Here is a 13,308-nt window from a genome sequence, read left to right as displayed (position 1 = left end):
CATAAAACAGAAATAAATTTAAATAGATAGATGGAAAAAAATAAAATTTTTGCCCTTTGCTGCATTTTGCTAATGCAGTTGAGTTTTGCCCAAAGCAATCCAATAGGCATTTTTGAAAACAATGTTGATATAGGAAACCCCAAATTGGCAGGTTCCGCAACCTATGATGAAAATTCCCAAACGTACACCATAAAAGGTGCAGGATATAACATCTGGGGACAAAGGGACGAGCACCATTACCTGTACAACATGATAAAAGGGGATTTTATAGCCACCGCAAACTTTAAGTTTGAAGGGCATAATGAAGTCCATAGAAAAATAGGTTGGATGGCACGTTCCTCCAAAGAGGATAATTCCGTTATGGTAGGGGGCTTTCTGCACGGGGACGGCCTTACTGCCGGACAGTGGAGAGAAAGAAAAGGAGTAGCCATGGAAAACCCATACGACGACGTTTGGGCGCCAAAGCGCTACTATGAGATTATACAACTCGAGCGAAAAGGGAACACCTTTATTGTTAGGGCTGCCCATCCAGGAGAACCATTGCAGGTAATCAGCACAAAAACAATAGATTTTATGCCCGAAGAAGCATTGGTGGGAATAGTAATAGGATCTCATGATGAAGATGTAGTGGAAACCGCTCAAGTCTGGAATGCTAGAATAGACCAGCCTGTACAGGAAGATTATAATCCAAACAGCGAAGGATGGATCGGTTGCCGCTTGGAGACCATGAATGTGTTTGATGGAAAACGCAAGGTAATCTATGATAAAGAAAGTCGCTTTGAAGCCCCCAATTGGATGCCCAAAGGAGATGAACTGTTGTTCAACATGGACGGATCTTTATATACAATCCCTGTTGAAGGAGGTAATCCGAACAAATTGAATACTGGTTCCGCAGACCAATTGAACAATGATCATTGCATTTCCTTTAACGGAAAACTATTGGGAATAAGCCATAATGATGGGAACGGCTCAAATGTTTTTTACTTGCCTTTGGAGGGCGGAGAACCTAAGGCCGTTACCACAACATCTCCATCTTATCTGCACGGTTGGGCGCCAAACAATAGGGATGTAGTATATGTGGCCCAACGAAATGGGGTAAATATTTATGACATTTACAAAAAATCGATTCGAGGTGGAAAAGAAATAAAGCTCACCAATAATGGAAAGTTGGAACATGTTGACGGTTGTGAGTATTCCCCTGATGGAAAATATATCTATTACAACGGATCTACGAATGGTGGTACTATGCAATTGTGGCGTATGAAGCCTGATGGCTCCAACAAAGAACAATTGACATTTGACCAGTACAACAATTGGTTCCCACACATTTCGCCCGATGGCAAGTGGATTGCATTTATTTCTTTTGAACCAACAATAGAACTGAACTCGCACCCATCTTATAAAAGGGTTATGTTGCGCTTAATGCCCACTTCCGGAGGAGCACCAAAAGTAATTGCCTATTTATATGGGGGACAAGGAACCCTGAATGTTAATTCATGGTCGCCCGATAGCAAGCACATTTCATTTGTAAGCAATTCAAAAAAGTTTGAATAGGCCAAAACGTGTATAAAATGGTTTTATATGGTGTAGGGGATACCGTTCCCTTACACCATTCACCTATAAAATTAAGTTATGAAAATATGTAGATGGGTTCTTTTTGCCCTAATGTTGAGTACAGGTTTGTTGAGAGGCCAACAGTTTAAAGCATTATTGATTACCGAAACCGACGGATTCAACCATGAATCCATAATGGATGGAACACGAGCCATAAAAAAGTTGGGTGAAAAGCATTTTTTTGATGTGGAAATACAGCAAGAGGCCAATCCCATCACTTTAGATCGATTGAAAAAATTTGATGTGGTCATTTTTTTAAATACCACCGGGGATATATTCAATGCAGAAGAGCAGGAAGCCTTTGAAAAGTATATTGGGTCTGGAAAAGGTTATGTTGGTATCCATGCGGCTGCCGATACCGAATACGACTGGGATTGGTATACAAAATTGGTTGGAAGAATGTTCCATATCCATCCAACAAAGCAAACGGCACTATTAAAAATAAAGGAACATAAATTTCCCGGTTTAGAGCATTTTCCAGATACATTGTTGTGGACAGATGAATGGTATGAATTTGGCCCCGATAAAATAAACGGCCTTCTCACCTTGATCACTGTGGATGAAGCAAGTTATGATGCGGAAGTTGTCTGGAAAAACCGGGATATGGGCAGCAACGGAAATATGGTTGACAGAGTGGGCCATGGTATGGGAGAGGTACATCCCATTTCTTGGTATCATGAATATGAAGGGGGCAGGGCCTTTTATACAGCTTTGGGACACATAGGGCTCAATTTTAAAAATCAATGGTTTTTAGACCATTTATATGGAGGAATATTTTATGCAGCCAAAGCAAATCCATATTATCTAAAGTGATTATCAAAATAGGAGTGTGATTGGAGAAAATTATCCAATACACTTGAAGATTAAGTTTAGTTTTTTCAATTCAAAAAGAGCGTGACACTGATGGCCACGCTCTTTTATTTATTTTTTATTGCCCTTTTGAAAAGCTCATCAAAGAGTTCTAAATATTCTGTGCTTTTCACCTTTGACCAAAAACAAATCTTGTTGTATCTAATGAAGTAAGAGGTTTGTTCTTATGTTAAAAGAACTGCAAAGGAATTTGACATATTTTGGGTATCGATTTGGTGCCTTTTAAATTGAATTTATTTGAGTTTAAATGAAACTAAATAAAATAAAAAAACCTGTAAATCAGTAATTTACAGGTTTGTTGTTGTGTTTTGATGGTGTTTTAGTGGAGCCGGAGGGATTCGAACCCTCGTCCAAACAAGCAATAACCATGCTTTCTACATGCTTAGTATCTGCTTAGTTTTCGATGGATGCCTGACCAGATACGGCCTAACATACACTTATCTTCTTTAGGTTTTAGAGGTGTCGCCAAAGCGAACGGACACCCTTGTGTTGACTTTTTTGGTGCTCCTAAACGAATCGCCGTCAACAAGGGCTATTCAGGAACATCTCGCTTCCCTACCTTGTAGGGACGAGGCAAATCTTACTATAATTCAGATTATGCGGCAAGAGCGTAATTATTTTCGCCAATTAAAAGTGTGAAATATGAGATTAACGAGCTATATCCCAGCGCTCGGCATGCTTACATCGCCATTGGTCTTGCTGTCAAAACCGGTCGGCCCCATAATGTGTTAGGTAAGCTTTGCTTACCGTAAACGAATTATGCCCTGAGCGGAGTCGAAGGGCCTAAACATTTACTCACTTTTTTATCAAAGAACTTGTCTGCACTGAGAGCAGTCGAAGTGTGGGCGTTCCCAAAACATTGCTTCGCAACATTTCGGTCGGGCTATCGGCCGTACACGGTACTTGCCTCTATCCCTAACGCGGTCGGCAAAGGTAACGCATATCCATCAAACAATAAAAAGTTTGCTTACCCTGCCTTTTCCCCTTATTTTGGTCAACAATTATACCAAAATACCATATGAAGTTCGGAATCATCAGGGAACGTAAAAATCCGCCAGACCGCAGGGTAGTGCTATCTCCAGAAGAATGTCAAAATGTCTTGTCCAAATTTCCACAAGCCGAAATTTTGGTCGAATCATCCCCGATACGGGTATTTGCCGATCAAGAGTATGCCGATAAGAACTTGCAAGTGGTAAACGATATGGAGATTTGCGACGTACTTCTCGGCGTCAAAGAGGTTCCCATCGATGCATTGATTCCCCACAAAAAATATTTCTTTTTTTCCCATACCATAAAAAAACAGCCCTATAATCGAGAACTGCTCCGAGCTATCTTGGACAAAAACATAGAACTATACGATCATGAGGTGATTACCAATGCCAAAGGAGCTAGATTGGTAGCTTTTGGTCGTTACGCTGGTATTGTGGGAGCCTACAACGGGTTTAGGGCATATGGGTTAAAGTACAATTTGTATCAGTTGCCCAAAGCGGAGTCTCTTCTAGACCAGCAGGATCTGATTAACGAACTTAAAAAAATACAACTGCCCAACATCAAAATATTGCTTACCGGCAAAGGTAGAGTGGGCAATGGGGCCAAAGAAATGTTGGACGGTATGGGCTTAAAAAAAGTAAGTGTCTCCGAATACCTGAGCAATTCTTTTGAAGAGCCTGTATATTGTCAAATAGATGCTTCCGAATACAATAAGCGTAAGGATGGAGTGCGTGGCAATAAAGCTGATTTTTTTAAGAACCCCAAAGCCTACAAGTCTGACTTTTTCCGGTTTGCCAAAGTAACCGACTTCTATATTGCGGGACATTTTTATGGGGACGGAGCCCCTTATCTCTACACCCGAGAAGATGCCAAACAACCGGAATTCAAAATAAAGGTAGTGGCCGATATCAGTTGCGATATCGATGGCCCGGTAGCTTCTACTATTCGTCCGTCTACCATTGCAGACCCTATCTATGGATATGACTCGGATTCCGAAAAAGAAACCGATTTTATGTTGGAAAATGCCATTGCCGTAATGGCCGTGGATAACCTACCCTGTGAATTGCCCAGGGATGCAAGTGTTGGTTTTGGCGAAGCATTCTCTAAGTACGTTATCCCCTCGTTTTTTAATAATGACAAGGATGGAGTTCTAGAAAGGGCCCGTATGACCCAAAATGGGAAGCTGACCGAACGCTATGCGTACCTGCAAGATTACGTGGACGGTAAAGAATAACCCTTCGTCTAAAAACAATAGTTATAAGTTGACTGTGGACCGTTTTTTAGTATATTGTATGTCCTAATTTCCATAAGCCAGTGAAATTCAATTGGGTATTTTCTGGAGATGACAATCCAGCAATGCAACGCACCTGTATCGATATGGAATACAGCCTTAGACCTAGGATTATGCGATTCCTATTGTCTCGGCTGGATGTCGATACCGACTTTTCTAGCTTTCATTTCAATGTGGATGTGGATAATAAAAGGGTTTCTATATCGGATAGAACTCCAAAGGAATATACTAATCAAATTCTTTCCGGTTTTGATCAGGCTATAAATGGCTCATCTTTTTCTTCCGTGGCTTAAAGTTATTTTAGCTTAGGCTACATAAATCACAATTAATAAATTTTTAAGGGTTAACCAAGACGCAAAATGTAAATTCCTGTTTATTTTTGTCGGCTTAAAATCTCAGTACGTTGCACAAAGATTTGATTATAGCGGCACTTTGGAGTATATCGCCTTTTGGTGAGGCCAAGGTCGGTATTCCCTATGGAATGTACCAAGGGGTAAATGAGTACATTGTATTCATTGTCTGCTTTTTGGCAAACGTAATGGTGTTTCCCTTAATGATGTTCTTTTTGGAATATATCAACCGTCATTTGATCAAATGGCGTTTCTATAAAAAGTCCGCTGTCTTCGTAGGTCAAAGAGCCAAAAAGGGTTCGGGAAACAAAATACAACGTTTCGGATTCTTGGGGATTGTGTTGTTTGTAATGATTCCCCTGCCAGGCACAGGGGTTTATGCCGGTAGCATAGCAGCATACCTATTCAAAATGAAAAAGCGAGAAGCTTTTGCAGCAAATACAATCGGAATCTTTTTCTCTTCTGTGATTATTTGGGCGGCCACTTTAATGTCTATGGAAGGCATTTAAGACAATAGTTTTTTTCGATTTTGACCATTGGTAAGGTTGGAATTATTTATTTTGTTCCCAAACTTAAATCACTAACCTTAAACAAAGCTTATGGCATCAGGTTTTTTTGCCGTTTTGGATGATATTTCCGCACTTATGGATGATGTGGCAACAATGAGCAAGGTTGCCACAAAAAAAACAGCAGGTATTTTGGGCGATGACTTGGCGGTGAATGCCGAAAAGGCGACAGGATTTTTATCCAGCCGGGAAATTCCCGTACTATGGGCCATTACCAAAGGTTCTTTTTTGAACAAATTGATCATTCTGCCCATAGCATTTTTGTTGAGTGCCTATCTGCCCGTTGCTATTACCATTATCTTGATTTTAGGAGGGGTATATCTGGCCTATGAAGGGGCCGAAAAGGTGTACGAGTACATTTTTCATAGAGGAGAGGAAGCCCATGACCCCGATCCCACCGAAATTCCCGAAGAAGATTTGCCGGAACTGGAGAAACAAAAAATAAAACAGGCCATCATAACCGATTTTATCCTTTCCATTGAAATTGTGATCATCGCTTTGAGCACTGTGGTAAACGAACCGTTAACTATTCAGATTGCTACCGTATCAGTAGTGGCATTGTTGGCCACTGTTGGGGTATATGGTATTGTTGCTTTAATCGTTCGCATGGACGATTACGGTTACAAGCTCATTAACCTGAACGAACAAACGAATAGCTTCTCCGATAAAGTGGGCATGGTATTGGTGAATGCGCTTCCGAAAATAATTAAGGGTCTGTCCATTGTAGGTACATTGGCTCTATTGTTGGTTTCAGGGGGTATTTTTACCCATAACATTGATTTTTTTCACCATTTGTTCCCAAGCCTCCCCAGTATGCTAAAGGATTTTATTTTTGGGCTGGTCATCGGATTTGTTGCGCTTCTTTTGTTGAAGTTGGTCAATAAGCTATTCAAACGCAAATCCTAAGCAAGTCATTTTTATGAATCCAGCCGAAGAGTATATCATCAATCAGACAGAACCTTACAGAAGCATTTTATTGCACATAAAAGCTGTAATCGAGTCTATTGTTCCTAATGTTGACATGAAATACAAATGGAACATTCCTTGCTTTTATGCAGGCAAACAGCCCATCTGCTATTTAAATGTGTCCCAAAAAAAGAAGTATGTGGATATTGCCTTTTGGAATTCGGCCCACCTCACATTGCATTTGGATAAAATGGTCAATGAAAACCGAAAGGTGGTCAAATCGCTTCGCTATTTTTCGTTGGAAGAAATCGACCAAGAGGTGTTGGTGGAAGTTTTACAGGAATGTTATTCGCTTAAACATAAAGGATTTTACAAAAAGTAGGTTTAGGAAGGTGCGAGTTCTTTCTTAGAGGTGTTCAGTTTAAAGAAAGCTATCCAAAGCGATACAATTCCCAATATCAACCAGAGCAAATCCACCAAAAGAATGTGCTGGTATCCATTTTGATAGGCTACCCAAATCCAATTGCCTGATGCAATCCCGTTTGCAATCGGAACCAACAATCCCAAAATACCACCAGAGATCAATGTCCATTTATTGGTAAAGGCAATATTCTTTTTAAGGATAAAGAAAACAGATGCAGCTAACCAAACAAGAAAATAGGTTTGGTACAAAAAGGTGCGGTTGACTTCTGTTGCAAACTTTACAAGAATAAACTCCAAGGCCGTAACAGGAAGTAGGGTAAGGCAGATGGCCATATACCAATTGGCTACTTGCGCATTGAATTTTCTACGTTTTTCCGGGATATTCTTTTTATCACGAGCTACAAGCCAGATCATAATCCCGGATAGGATAACAAAACAGGAGACCAGTCCAAGAATAAAGGATATTAAACGAAGCCCGATGCCCGCATAATCACCAAAGTGAAGACGGAACATCATATTTTTAACTCCATCCAAATATGAATTGTTCTTTGCAGGAACCTTTTCGTCCACGATGGAACCATCGGCCATATTGTAGATTCGGTATCCAAGACCATTTAATTTAGTTTCGTAACCAAGGTATCCACTGATGGCAGCATGCATGTTTTTGTCCCCGTAATTAAAGATGTGGGTTTCGGTCATTCTAAAACTGGGCCACTCCTCCTTCATTTGGTCCACAAGTTGATCAAGATGGATTTCTTTGTTCAGTTTCTCGTTCTGAAATTCATATACGGGATGATTGTACTCTAAATCTTCGAATAGTTTGTTTTGGTCCCCATCGTACATACCCATCACCACAGGAAGAATCAAAACGCCTTTGAGCAAAAAGAAGGCTCCGGTAACGGCATACACAAATTGAAATGGGAAACCGATTACCCCTAAAGCAGTATGGGCATCCGTCCAAATAGTTTTGATCTTGGCCCAAGGTCTGAAGGTGTAAAAGTTGGACACAATCTTGTTCCAATGCACCAAGATTCCCGTGATAATGGCAAATAAGAAGAAGAAGGCCACCAATCCCGATAAATATCTGCCATAGGGATATGGGATTTGGTCCAAAAAGTGAAGACGGTACAAAAACTCGCCCAAATGGTAATTGCCCTCGTAGCTTCCTTTGGTATTGTCCACCGTATCCAAATAAAAAAAGACGCGGGCTTTGTCTTTTTCAGCAGCAAGAGAGTCTTGAGAGGCCCCAATGCTTACGGAAATATTCCTTTCATTATAATAGTGGCGCAGCTCCACATCACGCCCATAAAGGTTGTGTTCTTTGGAGAGTTCGTCAAGATATTGGTCCACGCTTCCGGATATTGCATCTTCCTGGGTCACGGAATGTCCGCGTTGCCAATTGGTAATTTCATCCCTGAAGAAGGAGAACGAACCTGTAAAGAAGATAACGTAAAGTGCAACGCTGATTACGATACCGCTTACGGTATGTGTGTGGAACAATATATTATAGATGCGGTTTCCCATGGTTTTAAACAAGTGGATTGGTTTGGTTTCCAAAATAAAAGATCACAAAGAACACAAGGCTTGCCAGAAGATAGATACTCCAAATTTTCCAGCCATTTTTGCCCAAAAAAGCAACAACCATTAAAATGGCCCATAGAATAAAGGCTGAAAACGTACTGGTGATGATTACGGTAACGTGATCAAACCAAGCGGCCAGAGCCATATGGAACATCACCGAAACGATTAAACCTCCCAAAATGGCAGCGGATATCTTGGCAAAACGTTGCGAGGTCGACGGAGTCAGGTATTTTTTGTTGGCGGGCATAGTTTAAAACAAAAGAACTTCAAAAATAAATGAACAGGTAAAGGTCAATATTAAAAAAGTATAGTTCAGCAATCGCAAAGGGGCCAATAGTATAACTAAACTGGCAATCGTCATTAAAATGATAAAAAAGGTGAAGGTTCCTGAACCTATGCCCCAATAAAAGCAACTCAGCCCCAATGATAAAATCATTAAGGCCAAGCCAATGTATTTGGATGCTTTTTCGTGTTCTCCGATCGACTTTTCAAAGCCCAGATTCCCGACGGCCGACATTTTTTTTGATGTACTGTACAGCAGGTAAAAGGAAATCAAGGTTAGAAGGGAAATTCCCGTGAACATGGTTATTGTTTTATACAGTAGGTGGCACAATGCCAGATAAACTCATACTTTTCGCCATTGTAGGTGCCTGGAATCTCTTCTTTGGTCGTGGTCTCTACAATGTATTTTGTGTTCCAAGGCAAAGTAAAGGAAACTTCACCATTATCATCGGTATACAATGTTTTGGACCATAGGTCGGAGACATAGACCTTAAGTTCGTTTTTGGCTATGGGGTCACCCTTGTACAAAACTTGGAGTTTGATTTCCTTCCCGTCATTTTCCAATTGTTTTACCACGATTCCATCTGGATTTTCCGCTTTGGTATCGCCATCGGTTCCCACTTTTACTTTTGCGGTAGAATGATAATGTGTCTTAAAAATCCCGAAATCGTATTGAGTATAATCAATCACATCGATTTCATTGTTGTTTAAAGCAATGGTATACACGCCCTTCTGGGATGGAGTAAAACTCGACAAGTAATGGTCTTCTTTAGCTTTTGTGCTCAATTGGGTCTTTGTGCCATCGGGAGCTATTACCCAAAGGGTAAATTTGGAAACAGCAGGAAAGGCTTCGCCTTCTACTTTTTCAATAACTCCATAAGTGTACTCACCATAGTGTACACGTACTTCCTGTGCTTTACCAAGTTTTCCAGTTCCATTGGTCTCTATCCACAAGTAGTGGGCCTGGGCGGTAAGGGTCCCAAAGAGACAAGTTAAAAAAAGAATGAATTTTGTTTTCATGATTGTGTTTGTTTAAAGCCCCATGCGCGAGTACATGGAGCTTATTTAAATTGTCTGATGTTAAAAACTATAAGCAACGGTAAGTCTTCCATTGATTCCCGGTTCCGATTGCCAATATAGATAAGAACCATAGTTGGCACCGGAATATAGATATTCGTCCAAAATATTGTTGATGTTCAGTTGAACCCTGAAGTTGCTGTTTCTCCATGATAGGGCACCATCCATTCTAAAATAATCCGGAAGGTCGGACTGGTTATCAGCGGCCCATGCCCAAGTAGATCGGTCTACTTGGTATTGATAGCCTAGGGAAACACCGAATCCGTTCAATGATGATGTCTGGGCGAAGTTATAATTTAACCATCCATTGGTTACATGCTTGGCGTGACCGGCCACTCTGGTACCTACAATGTCCGGGTTGGGATCTTCGGTTACCTCTACTTTGGTATTGGCATAGTTCAAGATTACATTTAGCTCTGGGGTAATTTCACCTTGAAGGTCGAATTCTATACCCTTTGATTGTACTTCGCCCAAATACATGGAGAAGTTTGGATTGGATGGGTCTGTGGTCAAAATATTCTCCTTCGTTATTTGGTATACCCCTAAAGAAGTTCTTAACCGTCCATCAAAAAAGCTCTTTTTAATACCACCTTCTATATCGTTGGCATCCACTGGGTCGTTCAAAGGTTCCATATCAACACTCATTCCTGCTTGTGGCAAAAAAGATTGGTCATAGAGTCCATAAACGGTCAAATCGGGCAAAATATCAACGCTCAAACCAACACGTGGTGTAAATACGTCATCGTTTTCCGTTTTTCCTTGAGTGTACAAGTTTGTGTACCGTCCGGCCAAGGTCAATCGAATTTTATCATCCAAGAAACCAATCTCATCTTGCAGGTAGTATCCTCTTAAAGTATTTGCACTATATGGAGCACCTCCGTTTCTATATTGAACATTTACAGAACGGTCGAATTCTGGAATAGTGACGCCATATTGGGGATTGTAAATATTAAAGGGTGTTGCAGTATCTACAGGAAGTGTAACCGAAAAGTCGGCCCAATAGGATTTATCACTGAAATCAAAACCTCCCAATATTTTATGTGAAACAGCACCGGTATTGAAAGCACCATTAATATATAACTGAGCATATTTACCTACAGATAGTGCATCCCACTGGGATATTGTTCTAACAACATCTCCGGTATCGCTATCAAGTCCAGCTATCCAGGCAGAATTTCCAATTTGATCATATCTTAAATATACCATTTGACCTTCAACACTCCAATTATCAGAAAATTCATGTTTGGCATTCAAAAAGAAAGTAACTTCCTGAATATCGGTTTTTGGGTAATTGGTGTCAACAAAGTTGAAATCACGGGGCAGGCTTGCATATCCATCTTCCACAGGTGCAAAAATATAGGCAGACCCCAAGAAGGATTCGGCATCCTGTAAGTTCATTTCTGCAGTTACGGAGGTTTTATCGCTAAACTTATAGGTTAGGGCAGGAGCAATGCCAAACCTATCGGTTTGCTCATTTCCTCTATGGCTATCCGTAGTTTGGTACATGGCGTTGAAGCGATAGAGCAACTTTCCATTTTCGGAGGCTTTGCCACCCACATCGACTGTACCACGATAAAAGTCAAAGCTTCCAGCGGTAAAAGAGGCATTGGCAACAAATTCTTCCGTAGGTTTTTTGGTGACTACGTTGTAAAAACCACCGGGCTCACCTGCGGACATCATAAATCCGGCCGGACCTTTTACAAACTCAATGCGTTCCACCGTGTTCATGTCTTCGGCCAATGGTCCCCAGCTGTCCTGAACGTTTACTCCGTTCCTAAAAGCAGGTAAACGGAAACCACGCATGTTGATCCGGGCAAATTGTCCCCAATGTTCCAACATGGTAACACCACTCACATTTCGGGTAAGTCCGTCCATTATGGTGGTTACTTGCTGATCTTTTAAGAGCTGGTCGCTGATGACCTGTACATTTTGTGGAAGTTTTACCAGTTCCGTTTTTAACCTCAACGAGGTTGAAGGTTCTCTTTCGAGATATTTGTTCTGATGGCCCTCTACGATTACTTCGTTGAGTTGCTCCTGTTTTTCCACCATTTTAACTGTCGAAACCTGAGTGGTTTGTCCAGCATTGATCGTGATGGTCTTAGTTTGCATTCCATAACCTACCATAGAAAAGGTGAGTGTGTAGGAGCCGGGAGCAAGGTTTTCAATTTTGTAAGAACCAGAATTATCGGATGTGGCTCCCAAACTGGTGTTGGATAGCATAATGTTTACATCTGATAGTGCGTTGTTTCTTTGATCTGTCACTTTTCCTTCCAAACTTCCTGTTTGAGCTTGCGAAAAAGAAAAGACAGCTAGGCTGAGGATGAGTAATATATTCTTCATTAGTTATTTGTAATTGGTCTAAATAAATTTCGATTGCAAATGTATGTTCCAACATTTAATCAGACAAAAAATATTTAGACTAATTATAAATAAATCTAAAATTTAAATGTAATTATCTTTAAATCAGCACATTGGTTTTGTTAAAATTGTAGTTTGAGGAGATTTTATAATGAATTGATGGTTTTTCTAATCGCAGTCAAATCCGTCAAAAGTTTTTCCAATAAACTTAAATCCAGCATATTGGCGCCATCACTTTTGGCATTTGCAGGATCAAAATGAGTTTCCATAAAAAGTCCATCTACACCAGCTGCGATTCCTGCTCGGGACATTGTTCCTATCAATGCGGGTCTACCTCCTGTAACCCCAGAAGATTGATTGGGCTGTTGAAGCGAGTGGGTCACATCCAAAACCACAGGTGCATACTGTTTCATCGTCGGGATTCCCCTGAAATCTACAATCATGTCCTGATAACCGAACATGGTTCCACGATCGGTGATAATGGCCTGCTCATTTCCGGTTTCCGTTACCTTGGTAACCGCATGCTTCATACTTTCAGGACTCATAAACTGCCCTTTCTTCAAGTTGACGACCTTGCCTGTTTCTGCCGCTGCTACGACCAAATCGGTTTGCCTGACCAAGAACGCAGGAATTTGGAGAACATCTACATATTCGGCGGCCATGGTTGCGTCAGAGATTTCATGAATGTCGGTTACGGTCGGAACACCAAAAGTCTCCGAAACTTTTCGAAGGATTTTTAAAGCTTTTTCATCACCAATTCCCGTAAAAGAATCAATTCTGCTACGGTTAGCTTTTTTAAAACTCCCCTTAAAAATGTAGGGAATGTTAAGCTTGTCCGTAATGGCAACCGCCTTTTCTGCAATTCGCATGGCCATATCCTCGCCTTCAATGGCGCAAGGGCCAGCCAATAGGAAAAAATTATCGCTGTCCGTGTGTTTTATCTGTGGAATTTTGGTGATGTCCATTTCTTAAAGTTTGCACAAATATAATATTAAACCAT

At 40.8% G+C, this 13,308-nt stretch carries 13 protein-coding genes and 1 other RNA gene; 7 read left to right on the top strand and 7 right to left on the bottom strand.

Annotated features, from left to right (window positions below):
- Window positions 1-30 precede the first annotated feature (30 nt).
- Together GUA46_RS11915 and GUA46_RS11910 are read left to right on the top strand one after the other, a co-directional pair.
- On the top strand, window positions 31-1,554 hold the full coding sequence (locus GUA46_RS11915; RefSeq protein ID WP_176620663.1) for a TolB family protein: 1,524 nt from the start codon (window positions 31-33) through the stop codon (window positions 1,552-1,554).
- Between the two features lie 78 nt (window positions 1,555-1,632).
- On the top strand, window positions 1,633-2,427 hold the full coding sequence (locus tag GUA46_RS11910; RefSeq protein WP_176620662.1) for a ThuA domain-containing protein: 795 nt from the start codon (window positions 1,633-1,635) through the stop codon (window positions 2,425-2,427).
- 377 nt (window positions 2,428-2,804) lie between these two features.
- Here GUA46_RS11910 and ssrA read toward each other — a convergent pair.
- Window positions 2,805-3,204, bottom strand: a transfer-messenger RNA (tmRNA) gene (gene ssrA / locus GUA46_RS11905).
- 298 nt (window positions 3,205-3,502) lie between these two features.
- On the opposite strand from ssrA, the gene GUA46_RS11900 reads away from it, so the two are divergent.
- The 5 genes from GUA46_RS11900 (at window position 3,503) to GUA46_RS11880 (ending at window position 6,969) form a co-directional block, all read left to right on the top strand.
- Window positions 3,503-4,708, top strand: coding sequence for an NAD(P)-dependent oxidoreductase (locus tag GUA46_RS11900; protein WP_176620661.1), 1,206 nt, complete (start codon window positions 3,503-3,505; stop codon window positions 4,706-4,708).
- 80 nt (window positions 4,709-4,788) lie between these two features.
- A complete protein-coding gene (locus GUA46_RS11895) occupies window positions 4,789-5,058 on the top strand; it encodes a hypothetical protein (RefSeq protein ID WP_108244928.1) in 270 nt (89 codons plus the stop codon).
- 110 nt (window positions 5,059-5,168) lie between these two features.
- Complete coding sequence (locus GUA46_RS11890) at window positions 5,169-5,624, top strand: COG2426 family protein (protein WP_108244929.1); 456 nt, start codon at window positions 5,169-5,171, stop codon at window positions 5,622-5,624.
- 90 nt (window positions 5,625-5,714) lie between these two features.
- Window positions 5,715-6,587 (top strand): DUF808 domain-containing protein, encoded by an 873-nt coding sequence (locus GUA46_RS11885; protein ID WP_176620660.1) that lies wholly within the window; start codon window positions 5,715-5,717, stop codon window positions 6,585-6,587.
- 13 nt (window positions 6,588-6,600) lie between these two features.
- The gene (locus GUA46_RS11880; protein ID WP_176620659.1) at window positions 6,601-6,969 is read left to right on the top strand and encodes a DUF1801 domain-containing protein; all 369 of its coding nucleotides are present in this window, start codon (window positions 6,601-6,603) and stop codon (window positions 6,967-6,969) included.
- 2 nt (window positions 6,970-6,971) lie between these two features.
- Here the strand turns inward: GUA46_RS11880 and GUA46_RS11875 are convergent, their stop codons facing one another.
- The 6 genes from GUA46_RS11875 to kdsA form a co-directional block, all read right to left on the bottom strand.
- Window positions 6,972-8,534, bottom strand: coding sequence for a PepSY-associated TM helix domain-containing protein (locus GUA46_RS11875; protein WP_176620658.1), 1,563 nt, complete (start codon window positions 8,532-8,534; stop codon window positions 6,972-6,974).
- Between the two features lie 4 nt (window positions 8,535-8,538).
- A complete protein-coding gene (locus GUA46_RS11870) occupies window positions 8,539-8,838 on the bottom strand; it encodes a hypothetical protein (protein WP_176620657.1) in 300 nt (99 codons plus the stop codon).
- 3 nt (window positions 8,839-8,841) lie between these two features.
- A complete protein-coding gene (locus GUA46_RS11865) occupies window positions 8,842-9,174 on the bottom strand; it encodes a hypothetical protein (RefSeq protein ID WP_176620656.1) in 333 nt (110 codons plus the stop codon).
- 2 nt (window positions 9,175-9,176) lie between these two features.
- On the bottom strand, window positions 9,177-9,893 hold the full coding sequence (locus GUA46_RS11860; RefSeq protein ID WP_176620655.1) for a DUF4198 domain-containing protein: 717 nt from the start codon (window positions 9,891-9,893) through the stop codon (window positions 9,177-9,179).
- 60 nt (window positions 9,894-9,953) lie between these two features.
- Window positions 9,954-12,290: a TonB-dependent receptor gene (locus tag GUA46_RS11855; RefSeq protein ID WP_176620654.1), complete on the bottom strand. Its 2,337-nt coding sequence runs from the start codon at window positions 12,288-12,290 to the stop codon at window positions 9,954-9,956.
- Window positions 12,291-12,454: 164 nt separating this feature from the next.
- Window positions 12,455-13,273 (bottom strand): 3-deoxy-8-phosphooctulonate synthase, encoded by an 819-nt coding sequence (gene kdsA / locus GUA46_RS11850; RefSeq protein ID WP_108244935.1) that lies wholly within the window; start codon window positions 13,271-13,273, stop codon window positions 12,455-12,457.
- Window positions 13,274-13,308 lie beyond the last annotated feature (35 nt).

The organism is Flagellimonas chongwuensis (assembly GCF_013376415.1).
Lineage (GTDB): Bacteria > Bacteroidota > Bacteroidia > Flavobacteriales > Flavobacteriaceae > Flagellimonas > Flagellimonas chongwuensis.
The sequence above is the reverse complement of the archived record's forward strand: the minus strand, read 5'-3'. Positions and strand labels throughout refer to the sequence as shown.

Coding starts and splice junctions, on each gene's coding strand:
- GUA46_RS11900 (WP_176620661.1), top strand. CDS start 3,503: ATGAAGTTCGGAATCATCAGGGAACGTAAAAATCCGCCAGACCGCAGG.
- GUA46_RS11855 (WP_176620654.1), bottom strand. CDS start 12,290: ATGAAGAATATATTACTCATCCTCAGCCTAGCTGTCTTTTCTTTTTCG.
- GUA46_RS11860 (WP_176620655.1), bottom strand. CDS start 9,893: ATGAAAACAAAATTCATTCTTTTTTTAACTTGTCTCTTTGGGACCCTT.
- GUA46_RS11915 (WP_176620663.1), top strand. CDS start 31: ATGGAAAAAAATAAAATTTTTGCCCTTTGCTGCATTTTGCTAATGCAG.
- GUA46_RS11870 (WP_176620657.1), bottom strand. CDS start 8,838: ATGCCCGCCAACAAAAAATACCTGACTCCGTCGACCTCGCAACGTTTT.
- GUA46_RS11885 (WP_176620660.1), top strand. CDS start 5,715: ATGGCATCAGGTTTTTTTGCCGTTTTGGATGATATTTCCGCACTTATG.
- GUA46_RS11875 (WP_176620658.1), bottom strand. CDS start 8,534: ATGGGAAACCGCATCTATAATATATTGTTCCACACACATACCGTAAGC.
- GUA46_RS11880 (WP_176620659.1), top strand. CDS start 6,601: ATGAATCCAGCCGAAGAGTATATCATCAATCAGACAGAACCTTACAGA.
- GUA46_RS11865 (WP_176620656.1), bottom strand. CDS start 9,174: ATGTTCACGGGAATTTCCCTTCTAACCTTGATTTCCTTTTACCTGCTG.
- kdsA (WP_108244935.1), bottom strand. CDS start 13,273: ATGGACATCACCAAAATTCCACAGATAAAACACACGGACAGCGATAAT.
- GUA46_RS11910 (WP_176620662.1), top strand. CDS start 1,633: ATGAAAATATGTAGATGGGTTCTTTTTGCCCTAATGTTGAGTACAGGT.